This is a genomic window from Streptomyces apricus, assembly GCF_008369065.1.
Classification (GTDB): Bacteria; Actinomycetota; Actinomycetes; order Streptomycetales; family Streptomycetaceae; genus Streptomyces; species Streptomyces apricus.
Genome location: NZ_VDFC01000032.1, coordinates 25,421 through 41,800, shown reverse-complemented (window position 1 = coordinate 41,800; position 16,380 = coordinate 25,421). Strand labels below are relative to the sequence as shown.

The window sequence follows — 16,380 nt, the reverse complement described above, 5'->3', positions numbered from 1 at the left end:
GTACGACGGCGGGTGGCGCGGCGGACGAGGTCTTCCGTGCCTGGGGATGGACGAGGTACGGCGTTCCCGCGGCCGGGCCCGGTCCTGGTACCGGGGCCGGTACCAGGACCGGCACAGACGCCGGTCCGGACGGGGTGGCCGGCGCGGTGTGGGTGCGCCGGCCACTGCGCTGACCCGGCCGTCCCGGCGACCCGGCCGTCCCGGCGTCTCCTGGTGCCGCCCGGCGGTCAGACCCCCGCCGGGGCCGGACCGACCAGTTCCGACAGGACGTCCTCCATCGTGACGAAGCCGAGGACCTTGCCCGCCTCCCCGGTGACCGCCGCGAGGTGGCTGCCCGTGGCCCGCAGGGCGGTGAGCGTGTCGTCGAGCGGGGTATCGATGCGGACCCGGGTCACCGGGTGCAGCGCGCCCCGCGGGAACGGCCGGTCGCGGTCGGCGACACCGAGGGTGTCCTTGATGTGGAGGTAGCCGAGCAGCGTGCCGTCCCCGCCGGTCACGGGGAACCGCGAGAAGCCGGCCTCGGCGGCGGCCCGCTCCAGCCGTGCCGGGGTCACGGTGGCGTCGACGGTACGCATCCGCTGGGCCGGCACGAGGATCTCGCCGACCGGGCGGGTGCCCAGCTCCAGGGCGTCGCGCAGCCGCTCGCCGTCGGCGGCCGTGAGGAGGCCGGCCTCGCTGGAGTCGACGACCATCCGGGCGAGCTGGTCGTCGGTGAAGGCCGCCTCCACCTCGTCCTTGGCCTCGACGCGCAGCAGCTTCAGCAGGGCGTTGGCGAAGGCGTTGATGCCGAAGACGACCGGCTTCAGCGCCCGGGTCAGGGCCACCAGCGCCGGGCCCAGGAACAGCGCGGTCGGTACCGGTGCGGCGAGGGCGATGTTCTTGGGGACCATCTCGCCGATGAGCATGTGCAGATACGTGGCCACGGTGAGCGCGATCACGAAGGCGATCGGGTGCACCAGGCCGTGCGGGACATGGGCGGCCTCGAAGGCGGGCTCCAGCAGATGGGCGATGGCCGGTTCGGCGACCGCGCCCAGCACCAGCGAGGAGACGGTGATGCCCAGCTGGGCGGTCGCCATCATCGCCGAGATGTGCCGCAGACCCCACAACGTCATCCGGGCCCGCTTGTCGCCCTCCTGGGCCAGCGGCTCGATCTGACTGCGGCGCACCGAGATCAGGGCGAACTCCGCACCGACGAAGAACGCGTTGGTCAGCAGCGTCAGCGCGCCGATCAGCAGCTGGACGGTGGTGGACGTGCTCATCGGGACTCCCGCGCGCTCTGGCCGACGGGTTCCTGTGCCCGCTCGCCTGCCGGTTCGGTGATGCGGACGCGGTCGGCCCGGTGGTGCTCCACGTCAAGGACCTCCACCCGCCAGCCGTCCAGATCCAGGACGTCACCCGCGACCGGGATCCGCGCCAGCCGCGTGGCCACCAGCCCGGCGACCGTCTCGTACGGCCCCTCCGGCGCCCGCAGCCCGATCCCGGCCAGCTCGTCCAGCCGCACACTGCCCTCCGCCTCCCAGGCGGCGCGCCCGTCCGGTGTGGTGGGGGCGGGCTGCAGGTCGGGCACCTCGACCGGGTCGTGTTCGTCGCGCACCTCGCCGACGACCTCCTCCACGATGTCCTCCACCGTGGCCATCCCGGCCGTGCCCCCGTACTCGTCGATGACCACCGCCATCGTGCGCGCCGTGCGCATCCGCTCCAGCAGCCGGTCGGCGGGCAGACTGTCCGGCACCAGCAGTGGTGCCGTGGCCAGCTCCGTCACCGCCGTCACCGCCCGCTTGCCCGGCTCCAGCGCCAGCACGTCCCGGATGTGGACCGTGCCGATCACCTCGTCCAGGCTGTCGCGGTAGACGGGGAAACGGGACAGGCCGGTCGCGTAGGTGAGGTTGGCGGCGTCGGTGGCCGTGGCATGCGCCTCCAGCGCCCGCACATCCACCCGCGGCGTCATCACACTCTGCGCCGTCAACTCCCCCAGATGCAGGGTGCGCACGAACAGCTCGGCCGAGTCCGCCTCCAACGCCCCCTCCGCGGCCGAATGCTGGGCCAGCGCGACCAGCTCCTCGGGGCCGCGCGCGGAGGCCAGCTCCTCGGCCGGTTCCAGGCCGAAGCGGCGCACGAACCGGTTCGCGGTGTTGTTCAGATGCCGGATGAAGGGGCCGAAGGCCGCCGTGAAGACACGTTGCGGCCCCGCCACCACCTTGGCGACGGCCAGCGGGCGTGAGATCGCCCAGTTCTTCGGCACCAGCTCGCCCACCACCATCAGCACGACGGTGGAGAGCACCACACCCAGGAGGGTGGCCACCGACGAGGCGGCGCCGCCCAGGCCGACCGCCTCCAGCGGCCCCTTCAACAGCACCGCCAGGGACGGCTCGGCCAGCATGCCGATCACCAGGGAGGTGACGGTGATGCCCAGCTGGGCGCCGGACAGCTGGAACGTCAGCCTGCGGACCGCCTTCAGCGCACCCTCCGCGCCCCGCTCGCCCGCCTCGGCCGCCCGCTCCAGATCACCCCGCTCGACCGTCGTCAGCGAGAACTCGGCCGCCACGAACACCGCACACGCCAACGTGAGCGACAGGGCCAGCAGGAGCAGCAGGACCTCGGTCACCGCGCCACCCCCGCTCCCGTACGCATGCGTCCCGGGCCGGGTGTGGCACGGCTGATACTGGGAGGTTCACCCATGGTGGAACCGTTGCTCCTCGGTCGTCTTCACACGTCGTCGTTCGAACACTCCCAGTGTAAAGGGATCGCAAAGTAGGACGCCCCTTACCCTTCTACACATACGTAGAGCACGACCCGCACATGAAGGAGTGGACCCCTCGATGGCGTTCAAACGGCTGGTAGGACCGCTCGGCACGGACGGTCCCACGGTGGACACCGTCCTGGGTCCGGGACCCGTCCTGCCCGGCGGCACGCTGACGGGCGAGGTCCGGCTGGGCGGCGGCGACGCGGACTGCGACATCGAGCGGGTCGCGCTGGAACTCGTGGCGCGGGTCGGGGCCGGAGCGGGAGCCGAGGACGGGACCGGAGGCGGGGCCGGAACCGGAGCGGGGGAGGGCGGGTGGGGGCGGGCGGCGAGGCGTTCGGCCGCGGAGGGTGCGTAGTGGCCGCGTACGTCCAGCCGTTCCGTCGCCCGGCCGGCCGCGCGCAGGGCCGCCGCGAGGCCGTCGGCCAGGGCGTCCCAGTCGAGCGCGGCAGGACCGTCCACGGCCAGGACGAGCGGGCCCGGCGGCAGCGCGGCGACGGCGGCCGGCCACCCCGTGGCCACCTGCCCGCCGACCGGTTCGTAACTGGGGTGGGGGTCGTACGAACGAGACGCGGACTGCACATCTGCTCCTCAGTAGGCTCCAGCAGTACGTTAACGATAACAACGCGTGTCCGGGAGAGTCCACCCTCGATCCGTGGCCAATTCACCCCTCGCACGCCTTCACTAGCTGGCCTTTTTGCAAGGGCAGCATCCGTTCCCACTTCTTTCCAATGTCAGACCCTTGCCACTGCGCAGATGTTGTCGTTAACTTCCACGCAACACCCACTCGGCAACTCCGGGCGTTCCCGGACACACCCGTGCCCTGTGGTCCACATCCGGCCATGCACATGGCTCGCTTCCGTGAAGGTGATCAATGTCAGCATCGGGCAGGACCCGAAGTGCGGCCGCGCCGCTCGCCCGGCGCCGCCTTCTTGCCGGGATGGCCGCGGGCGCGGCCACGCTCGCGGCAGGCGGCTGTGCCCGCGGGGACAGCACGTCAGCCCAGCCGGGGACCACGAGCATCTCCAACGACAACGCGACCTGGGACGACGGCTACCGTGCGGCCGGGCGTGAGCTGGAGAAGATCACCGGCTACGCGCTGCGGCCCTTGTCGAACCCCTCGGTGACCTCGTACCAGCAGGTCGTGCAGATGACGCTGCAGACGTCGAAGGCCACCGACCTGGTCAAGTGGGCCTCGGGCTACCAGCTCAAGCGGCTCGCCCGCGCGGGCGGCCTCACCGACCTGTCGGGCGTCTGGGGGAAGTACGAGGCGAAGGGGTGGGTGCGCGGCGCCTCGCGGGACGCGGTGTCCTACCGGGGGAAGGTGTACGGCATCCCCCTGTACGAGTCGTACTACGTGCTGTTCTACAGCAAACCGGTGTTCAAGAGGCTCGGGCTGTCCGAGCCGCGGAGCTGGGACGAGCTGCTGCACTGCGCCGAGGTCCTCAAGCGGAACAAGATCACGCCGTTCCTGGCCAGCCAGGTCGGCGGCTGGCCCGCCATCGAGTGGTTCCAGGAGCTGGTCACCAAGGTCGACCCGCGCTTCTACCAGAAGCTGATCACCGGTGAGGCCTCGTACACCGACGCCCCGGCCCGGCAGGCGATGGACATCTGGCACGACTTCATGCGCAAGGGCTGGATGACGTCGCCCGACTTCGACCAGGCGCGCGGGCCCGGCGCGCTGAAGGCCGGGACGGTCGGCATGTTCCTGCACGGCACCTGGCAGGCCCAGGGGATGACCGCCGCGGGCATGGAACCGGGCGCGGACTACGGGGCGTTCATCCTGCCCACGGTGGGGTCCGCGACGCCGAAGAGCGTGATCGCCGAGTCCGGTGTCTTCACGGTGCCCGCGCGGGCCTCCTCGCACGACGCGGCCATGGCGAACGTCGGGACGTGGCTGGCCCCGCCCGTCCAGCGGGTGTGGAGCGACTTCCTCCAGGACAGCTCGGCCAACCCGACGGTCCGCTCGGAGAACCCGGTCGTGGCAGCGCTGCAGCGTGACGTCACCGAGCAGCGCCGGATCCCGCTGATCCGCTACTGGGAGGCCAGCCCGCCGAGCCTCATCCAGGGCAACACCAATGACCTGGGCGGGTTCATGGCGGGGCAGACCTCGCCGGCGACGACCCTGCGCCGGATGCAGGAACGTGCACAAGACGAATGGGCAGCCTGGAGGCGCGACGAGGCATGAGTACTTCCACGACCGACCGACCCGCCACCGGCGGCAGACGGACACCGTCCCCCGGTGAGCGGCCCCCGCGGGTGCGGCGCACCCGGACCGGCGGGGGCGAGCGCCTGACGGCCGGGGGGTTCATGGCGCCGGCCGTGCTCCTGGTCTCGGTGTTCCTGCTCSCCCCGTTCGTGTGGACCGTCCACCGCAGTTTCTTCGCCGACACCCGCACCTCCGCCTTCAGCTGGTTCGACAACTACACCCGGTTCGCCTCCGACCCGGCCCTGACCCGCTCGATCCAGAACACGCTGCTGTGGGTGGTGGGCACGGTCGTGCTCCCCTTCGTGCTCGGGCTGGCCATCGCCTGCATGACCGACGCCACCCGCTTCTCGCGCCTGGCACGGCTGTGTGTCGTCCTTCCCTACGCGCTGTCGGGCTCCGCGGTGGCGGTGGTCTGGAACTTCATGCTGACCACCGACGGCGCCGTCAACCAGGTGCTGACCTCGGTGGGCCTCGACTCGTTCGCCCAGGGGTGGCTGCTGACCTGGCCGGGCAACACCCTCGTGATGATCCTCGCCAACGCCTGGCAGGCGACCGGTGTGGCCGTGATCCTCTTCCTGGTGGGGCTGCAGTCCATCCCGCCCGAGACCCTGGAGGCCGGTTCCCTGGACGGGGCGGGCAGCTGGCAGCAGTTCCGGCACATCGTCCTGCCGCAGCTGCGGCCCGTGTCGATCATCGTCATCGGCATGAGCCTGGTGAACGGCCTCAAATCCTTCGACCTCATCTGGGTGCTCACCCAAGGAGGCCCGGGACGGGCCACGGAGACCCTCGCGGTGTCCATGTACAACGAGACCTTCCTGGAGCTGCGGCCCGGCGCGGGAGCGGCGATCGCCGTCGTCCTGACCGTCATCGTCCTGGCGGCCTCCTGGCTCTACCTGCGCCGTCAGCTCGACGCGAAAGGCGAATGACCATGTCCCTCGGCCGAGTTCTGCGCACCGGCACCGTCGCGGTGCTGGCCCTGCTCTGGTTGGTCCCGACCTGGCTCCTGGTGGTCAACGCCCTGGTGCCGGCCGAAAGCTACTCGGGCAGTCCGCACTGGCTGCCGACGGAGTTCGGGCTGTTCGACAACATGTCCCAGGCCTGGGACCGGGCCAACCTGGGGCCGGCGTTCGGCAACAGCCTGCTGTACTCCGTCGTCAGCGCGCTGGCCGCCGCCGTCCTGGCCGCGGGCGCCGCCTTCGCCACGATCATCATGCCGGTGAAGCACCGGGCGCTGTGGTTCTGGGTGATCTACTCCGGCACGCTGCTGCCCCTGCAGGTCTTCATCCGCCCGCTGTTCCTGTCGTACGCGGAGTCCTCCCTGTACGACACCCAGTTCGGGCTCGTCCTGATCTACACGGCGATCGCGATCCCCTTCGCCTTCTTCGTCATGCGCAACTACGCCCTCACCCTGCCGCGGGAGGTCGTGGAGGCCGCGCGCATGGACGGCGCGTCCTGGTGGCGGCTGTTCTGGCAGATCCACGTACCGCTGACCCGGTCCGCCATGATCGCCGTGTTCGTGTTCCAGTTCGTGGCCGTGTGGAACGACCTGATGTTCGGCATCACACTGACCACGAGCCGCAACATCCGGCCGGTCATGGCCGCGCTCGCCGACCTGCAGGGCAACTACTCCAACGTCGGTCCCCCGGTCGTGCTGGCCGGCGCCCTCCTCGTCTCCCTGCCGACCCTGGTGCTGTTCTTCTCCGCCCAGCGCTTCTTCGTCAGCAGCCTCAGGATCCACCGCTGATCCCCGTACGAGCCTCAGGATCCACCGCTGATCCGCGTACGCCTCCCGCGTACGTCCTGCTTCGTCCGTCTCCTTTTCGTGAAGGGTGAACCATGCCGCGAACGCTGCTCCGCCGTGCCGCCGTGACCGCCGCCTGTGCGGGCCTGCTCTGGACCGCCGTCCCCGCGCACGCCACGACGGACCGCCCCGTCCGGCCCCGCCCCGTCCCGCAGTCCCTGTGGGCCGACCGCGCCACCGAGACCTACCGGGCCCTGCAGACCCACCTGTACGAGGGAACGGACCAACACGGCCTGTACCTGGAGCACACGCCGCGGCAGGCGGGCGACCCGGCGCACTCCTACCTCTGGCCGTTCCGCGAGGCCGCGGCGGCCGCCGTCGACATGCAGGAACTGCCGGGCACCGGGCCGAAGTACCGCGCGGACGCGGCGGAGCGCTTCGGCACGTTCGAGCTGTACCACGCCGGCGGCGAGCGGCCGGGCTACCAGTCGTACCTGCCCGCGCCGCTCGGCTCGGGCGGCGACGTCTACTACGACGACAACGCCGTGGTCGCCCTGAGCCAGCTCGACCAGTACGAGTCCACCGGCGACAGGGCCTTCCTGCGGCGGGCCGAGAACGTGATACCGGTCGTCACCCGCGCCTGGGACGGCGACCCGGCCAAGGCCTGCCCGGGCGGCATGGACTGGGTCGACTCCGCCAACAACAACGTCCGGGCCACGAACGTCACCTCCCTGTCGGCGCAGCTCGCCGCCCGGCTCTACGAGCACACCCACAAGCGCGCCTACCTGGAGAAGGCCGAGCAGTGGTACGGCTGGGTGGCCTCGTGCATGCGCAAGGCCCCGGGGCTGTACGTCAACGACCGCAACGACGACGGCAGCACCAACGAGACGCTGTGGACGTACAACTCGGGCGCCATGATCGGCACCGCGACGGCCCTGTACCGCGGCACCGGTGAGGCCGCCTGGCTCACCAAGGCCGTCACCGACGCCGACGCCTCCCTGGCGTACTGGGCGCAGGGCACCCGGCTGCACGACCAGCCGGCCATTTTCAACGCCTTCTACTTCAAGGACCTGCTCGACCTGGACGAGGTCCGGCCCAACCCCGCCTACCGGGAGGCCATGAGCGGCTACGCGGACAGCACGTACACGACCAACCGGGACGCCTCCAGCGGGCTGTTCCGCTTCCAGCCGTCGAACGGCGGCGACTACGACCCGCAGGCACCGGCCGCGACCCTCAACCAGTCGGCCATGGTGCAGATCTTCGCCACCCTGGCCCACGGCGAGCGCCGCGGTCACGGACCCAAGTAGGGCCCGTACCACCATCCGATCCCGAGCCCGGCCCCGATCCCGACACGAAGGACGATCACGCACCATGCCCAAGCCACCGCTGACCCGGCCGTCCTGGTGGGACTCCGACATCGCGCGCGACATCCTGCGCGAGCGCGTGGTCACCGCCACCGTCGCGGTGGGTGACCTGCAGGTGCGCCTGTCGGGTGAGCCCCTGCTGCGCCACGACGGCTCCGGCGGACTCCTGCAGTCCATCCGGGTGCACGTGCACCGCCAGGGTGCGGCGGCCGGGACCGGGACGCCGCGCGTCACGAGGGTCCGGGTCACCACCGGCGGTGGTACGCCCGTCCGCGGCGACGTCCTCTCCGGCCCCGGGACGGACCTGCGCGTCCTGGTGCCGGAGGTGGACGCCCCGACCGCGCTGCGGATCGAGCTGCCCGACCTGGCGGAGGGCACCTGGCTCGACTTCGAGGCCCGCCCGCAGCGCCACTGGACGCTGCACCTGGTGCAGCACTCCCACCTCGACATCGGCTACACCGATCCGCAGGGCCGGGTGATGGCCGAGTCCCGCGCCTACCTCGACTCGCTCCTCGAACTGTGCCGGGACACCGACGACTGGCCGGAGCCGGCCCGGTTCCGCTGGGCCGTCGAAGGGTTCCACTCCTTCCAGGACTGGAGCGCCAACAGGCCCGCACGCCAGGTGGCGGACTTCCTGGACCGGGTGCGCGAGGGGCGCGTCGAGCTGACGGCGATGCCGTTCAACCTCCACACGGAGACCTGCTCCACCGACGAACTGCACGAACTGCTCCGTCCCGTCACGGAGTTGCGCGACCGCCACGGCATCGACATCACCACGGCCATGCAGACCGACGTGCCCGGACAGGTGGTCGGCCTGCCCGACGTCCTGGCGGACAACGGCATCCGCTACCTGTCCGTGGCGCACAACTGGGCCGGGCGGGCCGTCCCGCACCTCGTCGGCGGGGAGCACCTGCCGCGGCTGTTCCGCTGGCAGGCGCCGAGCGGCAACAGCGTGCTGGTGTGGCGCACGGACACCCCGCACGGCCTGGCGTACATGGAGGGCTCGATCCTCGGCTTCGACGAGTCCTTCGACCGGGTCGACGACCTGCTGCCCGCCTACCTGAGCGCCCTGGCCGCGTTCCCCCMCCCGCACGAGGGGCGCGGGATCCCCGGTTTCCCCGTCCTCGGTCAGACCGCCGCTGCCACCGCCGGCGTCGACCCCTACCCCTGGGACGTCCTGCACCTGCGCGTCCTGGGCAAGTTCGCGGACAACGGCCCGCCGCGCCGGATCATCTCCGACACGGTGCGCCGCTGGAACGAGCAGTGGGCCTACCCGCAGCTGCGGGCGTCCCGCAACGAGGACTTCTTCGCGGACGCCGAGCGGCGCGTCGGGGACCGCCTGGAGACCTACCGGGGCGACTGGAGCGACTGGTGGGTGGACGGGGTCGGCGCCGGGGCGGTCCCGCTCGCCGCCACCCGCCGCGGCCAGGCGGCCCTCGCCGAGGCGCAGACCGTGGCCGGGTACGCGCACCTGCTGGGCGTGCCCGGCAGCACGGCGGTCACCTCGAAGGCGCCGGCCGTCTACCGGGCGGCCTCGCTGTTCAACGAGCACACCTGGGGCGCCGGCGACCCGTGGACCCACGGCGACCACGGCCACGGGTCCGGTGAGCAGCAGTGGCACTGGAAGTACTCCCAGGCCATGCGCGCGCACGACGACGCCGAGACGCTCCTGGACGCCGCCTCCGCGCTGCTCGGGGAGGCGTTCGCCGCCCCCGCCGACGCGTCGGCCTCCTTCCACGTCGTCAACACCTGCAGCTGGCCGCGTACGGAGACCGCCCGGCTCTTCCTGCCGGAGAGCACCGTCGCGCTGGACGACACGGTCCAGGTGCTGGACGCCCGCACCGGCGCGTCGCTGCCGTTCGTGGAGGAGGCCCAGAGCAACGACCGCCACCGGGCGGCCGGACGGTTCCTGCACGTGCCCGTCGCGGACGTGCCGGCCTGCGGCTCGCTGCGCCTGGACGTCGTGCCCGGCACCGCTCCGGCACCGGAGGAGGACGACGACCGGGCGGACGCGTCGCGGACGGGTACGGTCGCGGACCCGGCCGTCCTGGAGAACGAGCACCTGCGGGTCACCGTAGACCTGCGCGAGGCGTGCATCGCCTCCGTCGTCGACAAGCGCACCGGCCGCGAACTGGTCCGCCAGGACGCCGTCGTCGGCTTCAACGGCTACGTGTACGACGAGTACGCCACGGCCGGCGGGTTCAACCACCAGTCCAGCAAGACCGTCGCCGACGACTCGATGCACCTGCTCGCCTCGCGCAGCACCGCACCGCCCGCGGCGCTCGTCGACCGCACGTCGGACGTCACCGGCCAGACCCTGGTCTACGAGTGCGCCCCGGACGGGACCCGCCGGCTGCGCGTCAAGGTGCACCTGCCGCACGGCGCGGCCCGCATCGACGTGGAGAACCGCATCGACAAGACGGCGACGCTCACGAAGGAGAGCGCCTTCTTCGCCTTCCCGTTCGCCCTGGACGACCCCACCGTGCGCACGGAGGCCACCGGTGGTGTCCTCGGCAGCGACCGGGAGACCGTGCCGGGGTCCGCCGCCCACATGCGCGCGATCCGCCGCTGGGTCAGCCTGAGCGACGCCACCCATCACGCCGCCCTGGCGACGACCGACGCCCCGCTCGTGCAGCTCGGCGGGATCGCGATCCCGTACGTGCCCTATCCGCAGTCGCTCCCGCAGGAGGAGCCGGGCACCGTCTTCTCCTGGGTGCACAACAACATCTGGGACACGAACTTCCCGGCCCGGCAGGCGTTCCACCACACGTTCCGCTACAGCGTCGCCTTCGCAGGGGCCGACGAGGACGCCGAAGGGCTCGGTGACCGGCTGGCCATGCGCACCGCGGCCGTCACCGGCCACCCGCTGGTCCCGGTGCGCGCCCGCGCCCGCGCAGGAGCCCAGGGAGAACTCCCGGCGCAGACACGGTTCCTGACGCTGGACGACCCGCGGGTCCGGCTCGTGGGGCTGACCGTCCCGGACGAGGGGCGCGTCCTGGTGCGCCTGCAGTCCTCGGCGGACGTCCCGGTCACCTGCCGCGTCGCCACCCCGCTCGGCGTCGGGCAGGCGTTCCGCACCACCTATCTCGGCCTGGACCCGCGCCCCGTCGACACGGAGCCGGACGGCAGCGTCCCGGTCACCGTGCCGGCGCTCGGCACCGCGGCGGTCGTGCTGCAGCTGGGTCCGTCCGGCGGGTGAGGCCGGCCGGGGCCCGTGCCGCACGCGGCCGGGCCCCGGCGATGCCGGTCAGGCAGCGGCGGCCCTGTCGTGCGTCTCCCGCTTCCAGAAACCGGAGAAGGTGATGCGCGACTTCGGCAGTCCCGCGCGGTGCAGGTGCCGCCGACCCTCGGTGGCGAGGGTCGACTCCCCCACGACGAAGGCGTAGCCGGTCGGGCCGACCGGGATGTGCCGGCGCAGCTCCGCGAGGGCGGCGGCGCCGGGAACCGCGGACGGGTCGTCGCGCACCACCCAGGTGATGCTCATTCCGGCCGGGGCGTCCAGGTCGCGGCGGTCGCCCGCGGTCGGGACCTCCTGGATGACGCGGCCGACCGCTTCACGCGGGAGGGAGCGCAGGATGCCGGCCGTCGCGGGCAGACCGCTCTCGTCGGCGACGAGCAGGACCTCGGAGGCGTCGTCGGGGCAGTCGAACAGCACTCCCTGGTCGAGCAGGGCGAGTTCCTCGCCGGGGGTCACCCCGCAGGCCCAGATCGCCGCGGCGCCCTCGGGTTCGCCGCTGGGGCCGCTGTGCACGACGAAGTCGATGTCGAGCTCCGCCGCGCCGGGGCGGAAGTCGGCCACGGTGTAGTTCGCGCAGTGCGCCCGCTCGTCCTCGGGAACGGCGAGGAACGGCTTCCACCAGACCGGTCCGGAGATCTCCGGCAGGACGAACTCCTCCTGGTGCGGTTTGCGCAGGAACAACCGGAACCACTGGTCGTAGCCTTGCCACGGGAACGAGGAGAGGTCGGGTCCGGCCACCGTAACCCGTTGCATGGAGGACGTGTAACGCTCACTGCGCACGACGTGGCAACGGAACAGTCGGGGCTGCCGGGGCATCAGCTCTGGGTTCTTCGACACTTGGGAAGGTTAGCCTCACCTCACCTGGATGCCAACCCCGGTCCCGTACGGCGGCGGGCGAGCGGCCCGGCGGGAGCGAACAGTGCGAGGAGGACCGCATGAGGATCGTCGTCACCGGTGGTTTCGGGTTCCTGGGACGGAAGCTGACCGATGCCCTGCTCGCGCGGCGGACCCTGTGCGGTGCGCCCGTCGAACGGCTGCTGCTCGTCGACCGGTACGTGCCGGCCGCGGCGCCGGTGGCGGACCACCCGCTGGTGGAGGTCGTCCAGGGGGATCTGCGCGAGCGCCTCGACGACGTCTTCGCGCGGCCGGTGGACGTCGTCGTCCACCTGGCGTCGGCCGTGTCGGCCGAGTGCGAGAGCGACTTCGACCTGGGCATGGCCGCCAACCTGGACACGACACGCGCGCTGCTGGATGCCGCCCGCGCCCAGTCGGCCGCCGGCGGGCCGACGCCCCGGGTGGTGTTCTCCAGCAGCGTCGCGGTCTACGGCTCGGACCCCGCCGCTCCCCTGCCGCCCGTGGTCGACGAGTGGACCCTGCCGGCCCCGCAGTCGAGTTACGGGATGCAGAAGCGCGTCTGTGAGCAGTTGATCGCCGAGTACACGCGCCGGGGCTTCGTCGACGGGCGTGTGGCGCGCCTGATGACCGTCGTGGTGCGGCCGGGCGCGCCGAACGCGGCCGCCTCCGGCTTCCTGTCCGGTATCATCCGCGAGCCCCTCTCCGGGCTCCCGGCCACCTGCCCGGTCGACCCCGGCCTGCGGGTCGCGCTGGCCTCACCGCGGCGCACCGTCGAGGGCATCCTCCGCGTCACCGAGGCCGTGCGCGGCAGCGGCCCCGGGGAGCTCGAAGGCAGGCTGCCGGTCAATCTGCCGGCGCTCACGGTCACGGTCGCCGAGATGCTGGACACGCTGCGCCGGGTGGCCGGTGACGCCGTCGCCGGCCTGGTGACCGTCGCGCCCGATCCCGCCGTCGAGGCGATCGTCGGTTCGTGGCCCGCCTCGTTCGCCGACACATGCGCCAGGGCGCTCGGTCTGCGCCCCGACGACAGCTTCGAGTCGGTCGTCAGGGCGTACGTGGAGGACCACCCCGAGGCCGTCAGCGTCCGGTTGCCGGGGACTTCCGCGCCTCCTGCCGCCCCTCGGCGGCCTGAGGGCGCCGGGTGAGGACGAGCGGACCACTCTCGGTGACGGCGACCGTGTGCTCGGAGTGCGCGGTGCGCGAGCCGTCGGCCGACCGGATCGTCCAGCCGTCCGGGTCGTAGACGATCTTGTCGGTGCCCGCCGCGAACCAGGGCTCGATCGCGAGCGTCAGGCCGGGGCGCAGCTTCCAGCCGCGGCCCGCACGGCCGTCGTTGGGGATGTGCAGTTCCTCGTGCATCGTGCGCCCGATGCCGTGACCGCCGAACTCCAGGTTCACCGGGTAGCCGTACTCGCGGGCGACCGCGCCGATGGCCGCCGAGATGTCCCCGAGCCGGTTGCCCGGCAGGGCGACCTCGATCGCGGCCTCCAGGGCGACCTCGGTCGCCTCGATCAGCCGCAGGTCCTCCGGGGACGGGGTGCCCACGACGACGGAGTAGGCCGAGTCGGCGGCCCAGCCGTCGATCGTCACCGCCATGTCCATGGTCACCAGGTCCCCGTCGCGCAGCTTGTAGCTGTGCGGCAGTCCGTGCAGCACGGCGTCGTTGACCGAGAGGCACACCACGTTGCGGAACGGGCCCTTGCCGAACGAGGGCTCGTAGTCCCAGTAGCAGGACTCCGCGCCGCGCTCCTTGATGCGGCGGCGCGCGTGGTGCTCCAGGTCCAGCAGGTTGACCCCCACCTCGGCCAGGTCGCCGAGCTCGGCCAGCACCTGGCCCAGGAACTGTCCGGTGACATGCATGCGCTCGATGTCTCCGGGGGATTTGTGCTCGATCACTGCGCTTCTCGATTCTCCGGGGGTGGCCGCCGACCGGTATATTTATACCAGAGGCAATGGTTGCCGCCGGGTCGCCCGTGGACCTAGCATGTGCGCATGGTTCGTCATCCGCTCGCCCCCGAACAGATCGAGGCGGGCCGGCGCCTCGGGGCCGCACTGCGCTCGGCCCGGGCAGGACGCAGCCTCGTCGACGTGGCCCTGGCGGCGGAGATCTCGCCGGAGACCCTCCGCAAGATCGAGACCGGCCGGCTGCCCACCCCCGCGTTCGGCACCGTCGTCCGGCTCAGCGAGGTCCTCGGCGTACCGCTGTCCGAGCTCGCCTTCGTCTGGCGCACCGATCCCGCCCTGAGCGCGGCTTCCTGACGACAGCTCTGCACATCGCACATCGCATACCGGCACCCTGGTGGCCATCGCCCCCCACGGGCCGGTTCGAGGTGCCGTGCGGCGGCGGGCGACGCCGAAATACGCATGCCGGACAAGGGTCCGCCTTTCGACGGGGTTCAGGAAACGTTAAGTAAATAATTCCGCAGACGGGTTGTGAAGAGCGTCCGCAGCCATTGACGGGGGGACGGCGCAGCGGCCACCTTGGGCGGCACGTATTCCGTTCGACCACGGGAGCCCGAATGCCCATGAGATCGGCAGGGCGCCGCCTCACCCTCATGACGGCGGCGGCCGCAATCGGTGCGACGCTCTTCGCATGGCCCGCGACAGAATCAGCGCAGGCCTTTCCCCCGACCCCGAAGCAGAATGTCCTGAACTACCTCAACTCCATTTCCGGGAATCACATCGTCTCCGGTCAGCACAACAAGGAGCCGGCTTCCGCCCCCGGCCAGTACACGCAACAGGTCAAGGACGTCACCGGGCAGTACCCCGGCCTGTGGGGCGGTGACCTGATGTTCGCCTCGGCGGACGTCGCCAACCGCCAGCGCGTGGTGGACCAGGCGAAGACCGAGTGGGCCAACGGCTCGCTGGTGGCTCTGACCTGGCACGTCTGTCCGCCGACGGGCGGGAGCACCTGCGCGTTCGAGGGCGGTGTGAAGTCGCAGATCTCCGATGCGCAGTTCTCGCAGATCGTCACCGCGGGCACGGCTCTCAACACCGCCTGGAAACGGCGGCTCGACGAGGTCGTCCCCTACCTCCAGCAGTTGAAGAACGCAGGCGTCCCGGTCCTTTTCCGTCCGTTGCACGAGATGAACGAATCGTGGAACTGGTGGGGAAACCGGCCCGGCACCAACGGCAGCGCGCGCCTTTACCAGATCACGCGTGACTACCTCGCCGGAACCAAGGGCCTGGACAATCTGATCTGGGTGTGGAACGTGCAGGACAATCCGGCGGGCGGCTGGAGCACCTACTATCCGGGGAATGCGTACGCGGATGTCGTGTCCCTCGACGTCTGGTACAAGAACCACCCCAGTTCCGCCGATTACCAGCAGCTGCGGAACATCGCGGGGAACAAGCCCATCGCCCTCGCGGAAATGGGCAGGATGCCGACCGCCGCACTGCTGGACAGCCAGCCCCGGTGGGCGTGGTTCATGATGTGGTCCGAGCAGTTGCGCGGGAACAACACCAACGCCGAGATCCAGACGGCGTACTTCCTGCCCCGGGTGCTGAACCAGGGTGAGGTCACCCTGCCCTGACGGTCACAGCCAGCCGCGCAGTCCGCGGAGGAACCCCGCCGGATCGTCCCGGTGGACGGTGTGTCCCGCACCGTCCACCGTGCGCACCCGCCAGCCGCGCCGGCGCAGCGTCGCGGCCTGCGCCGGCGGTATCCGCTCACTGGGACCGGCGAGCAGGACCAGCGAGGGGACGACCGGCGCGTACGGCAGACCGGGCAGGTGCCGCAGGGCGGTCACCGATGCCGGGTCCCAGGTGGCGAGGGCCTCCAGTTCGGCCGTGACGTCGTCGTCGGACCAGCGCGGGTGCGCGGCGCGCACCTCCTGCCGGGTGGCGTGCTTGACGGCCCGCAGGGCGTCCAGGTCCCGGGGGCGGGGCAGCCACGCGGGGTCGCAGTGGACCGTGCGGGCGCAGCGCAGTGCGGGCGTGGCGGACAGCAGGACGGCCGAGCCCAGCGAGTGGCCGACGGCCAGGTCCGGGGCCGGGGGCAGGGTGTCGAGCAGAGCGGCGGCCAGCGCCGCGGGGGTGTAGGTCCGGGCCGGTCCGCTGGCGCCGTGGCCGGGCAGGTCCACGGCGAGGACCCGGTAGCCGCGGCCGGCCAGGGCCGGGGCGGTCCCGCTCCAGCTGCGGGAGTCCGTCATGATGCCGTGCACGAGCACGGCCGTACGGGGGCCTTCGCCCCAGGTGCGGACGGCGAGCCGCATGGTTCTCCTCCCGGGT

At 71.8% G+C, this 16,380-nt stretch carries 14 protein-coding genes; 9 read left to right on the top strand and 5 right to left on the bottom strand.

Annotated elements, in window-relative coordinates:
- Positions 1 to 227: 227 nt before the first annotated feature.
- Positions 228 to 1,259 (bottom strand): hemolysin family protein, encoded by a 1,032-nt coding sequence (locus tag FGF04_RS10870; RefSeq protein ID WP_149511081.1) that lies wholly within the window; start codon positions 1,257 to 1,259, stop codon positions 228 to 230.
- Positions 1,256 to 2,605, bottom strand: a complete 1,350-nt coding sequence (locus FGF04_RS10865; protein ID WP_149511080.1) for a hemolysin family protein — start codon at positions 2,603 to 2,605, stop codon at positions 1,256 to 1,258. The genes FGF04_RS10870 and FGF04_RS10865 overlap by 4 nt, the downstream gene beginning before the upstream one ends.
- A gap of 214 nt (positions 2,606 to 2,819) precedes the next feature.
- On the opposite strand from FGF04_RS10865, the gene FGF04_RS40965 reads away from it, so the two are divergent.
- From FGF04_RS40965 to FGF04_RS10830, 6 genes are all read left to right on the top strand, one after another.
- The gene (locus tag FGF04_RS40965; protein ID WP_149511079.1) at positions 2,820 to 3,101 is read left to right on the top strand and encodes a sporulation protein; all 282 of its coding nucleotides are present in this window, start codon (positions 2,820 to 2,822) and stop codon (positions 3,099 to 3,101) included.
- 516 nt (positions 3,102 to 3,617) lie between these two features.
- Positions 3,618 to 4,931 carry an ABC transporter substrate-binding protein gene (locus FGF04_RS10850; protein WP_149511078.1) on the top strand — a complete coding sequence of 438 codons (1,314 nt, stop codon included), beginning with the start codon at positions 3,618 to 3,620 and terminating at the stop codon, positions 4,929 to 4,931.
- Complete coding sequence (locus FGF04_RS10845; protein ID WP_149511077.1) at positions 4,928 to 5,878, top strand: carbohydrate ABC transporter permease; 951 nt, start codon at positions 4,928 to 4,930, stop codon at positions 5,876 to 5,878. The genes FGF04_RS10850 and FGF04_RS10845 overlap by 4 nt, the downstream gene beginning before the upstream one ends.
- Entirely contained in the window at positions 5,875 to 6,696 is an 822-nt protein-coding gene (locus tag FGF04_RS10840) for a carbohydrate ABC transporter permease (RefSeq protein ID WP_149511076.1), read from the top strand. Before FGF04_RS10845 ends, FGF04_RS10840 begins: the two co-directional genes overlap by 4 nt.
- Before the next feature lie 92 nt (positions 6,697 to 6,788).
- The gene (locus FGF04_RS10835) at positions 6,789 to 8,000 is read left to right on the top strand and encodes a glycoside hydrolase family 76 protein (RefSeq protein WP_149511075.1); all 1,212 of its coding nucleotides are present in this window, start codon (positions 6,789 to 6,791) and stop codon (positions 7,998 to 8,000) included.
- Positions 8,001 to 8,064: 64 nt separating this feature from the next.
- Entirely contained in the window at positions 8,065 to 11,256 is a 3,192-nt protein-coding gene (locus tag FGF04_RS10830; protein WP_149511074.1) for a glycoside hydrolase family 38 N-terminal domain-containing protein, read from the top strand.
- Between the two features lie 48 nt (positions 11,257 to 11,304).
- Here FGF04_RS10830 and FGF04_RS10825 read toward each other — a convergent pair whose 3' ends face one another.
- Positions 11,305 to 12,132: a siderophore-interacting protein gene (locus FGF04_RS10825; protein ID WP_188114035.1), complete on the bottom strand. Its 828-nt coding sequence runs from the start codon at positions 12,130 to 12,132 to the stop codon at positions 11,305 to 11,307.
- 98 nt (positions 12,133 to 12,230) lie between these two features.
- Between FGF04_RS10825 and denD the strand changes: the two genes are divergently transcribed.
- Positions 12,231 to 13,295, top strand: a complete 1,065-nt coding sequence (gene denD / locus FGF04_RS10820; RefSeq protein ID WP_149511073.1) for a D-erythronate dehydrogenase — start codon at positions 12,231 to 12,233, stop codon at positions 13,293 to 13,295.
- Here the strand turns inward: denD and map are convergent.
- Positions 13,228 to 14,046, bottom strand: coding sequence for a type I methionyl aminopeptidase (gene map, locus FGF04_RS10815; protein WP_149511072.1), 819 nt, complete (start codon positions 14,044 to 14,046; stop codon positions 13,228 to 13,230). The genes denD and map overlap by 68 nt on opposite strands.
- A gap of 96 nt (positions 14,047 to 14,142) precedes the next feature.
- Here map and FGF04_RS10810 point away from each other — a divergent pair, with 96 nt between their 5' ends.
- Both FGF04_RS10810 and FGF04_RS10805 read left to right on the top strand, forming a co-directional pair.
- On the top strand, positions 14,143 to 14,409 hold the full coding sequence (locus FGF04_RS10810) for a helix-turn-helix domain-containing protein (RefSeq protein ID WP_149511071.1): 267 nt from the start codon (positions 14,143 to 14,145) through the stop codon (positions 14,407 to 14,409).
- A 296-nt stretch (positions 14,410 to 14,705) separates the two neighbouring features.
- The gene (locus FGF04_RS10805) at positions 14,706 to 15,683 is read left to right on the top strand and encodes a glycosyl hydrolase (protein WP_188114034.1); all 978 of its coding nucleotides are present in this window, start codon (positions 14,706 to 14,708) and stop codon (positions 15,681 to 15,683) included.
- A gap of 3 nt (positions 15,684 to 15,686) precedes the next feature.
- Here the strand turns inward: FGF04_RS10805 and FGF04_RS10800 are convergent, their stop codons facing one another.
- Complete coding sequence (locus tag FGF04_RS10800) at positions 15,687 to 16,364, bottom strand: alpha/beta fold hydrolase (protein ID WP_149511069.1); 678 nt, start codon at positions 16,362 to 16,364, stop codon at positions 15,687 to 15,689.
- Positions 16,365 to 16,380 lie beyond the last annotated feature (16 nt).

Bases quoted from the DNA above. Each gene is read 5' to 3' on its own strand.
- FGF04_RS10870 (WP_149511081.1), bottom strand. From the start codon at position 1,259: ATGAGCACGTCCACCACCGTCCAGCTGCTGATCGGCGCGCTGACGCTG.
- FGF04_RS40965 (WP_149511079.1), top strand. From the start codon at position 2,820: ATGGCGTTCAAACGGCTGGTAGGACCGCTCGGCACGGACGGTCCCACG.
- FGF04_RS10850 (WP_149511078.1), top strand. From the start codon at position 3,618: ATGTCAGCATCGGGCAGGACCCGAAGTGCGGCCGCGCCGCTCGCCCGG.
- FGF04_RS10840 (WP_149511076.1), top strand. From the start codon at position 5,875: ATGACCATGTCCCTCGGCCGAGTTCTGCGCACCGGCACCGTCGCGGTG.
- FGF04_RS10835 (WP_149511075.1), top strand. From the start codon at position 6,789: ATGCCGCGAACGCTGCTCCGCCGTGCCGCCGTGACCGCCGCCTGTGCG.
- denD (WP_149511073.1), top strand. From the start codon at position 12,231: ATGAGGATCGTCGTCACCGGTGGTTTCGGGTTCCTGGGACGGAAGCTG.
- FGF04_RS10810 (WP_149511071.1), top strand. From the start codon at position 14,143: ATGGTTCGTCATCCGCTCGCCCCCGAACAGATCGAGGCGGGCCGGCGC.
- FGF04_RS10805 (WP_188114034.1), top strand. From the start codon at position 14,706: ATGACGGCGGCGGCCGCAATCGGTGCGACGCTCTTCGCATGGCCCGCG.
- FGF04_RS10800 (WP_149511069.1), bottom strand. From the start codon at position 16,364: ATGCGGCTCGCCGTCCGCACCTGGGGCGAAGGCCCCCGTACGGCCGTG.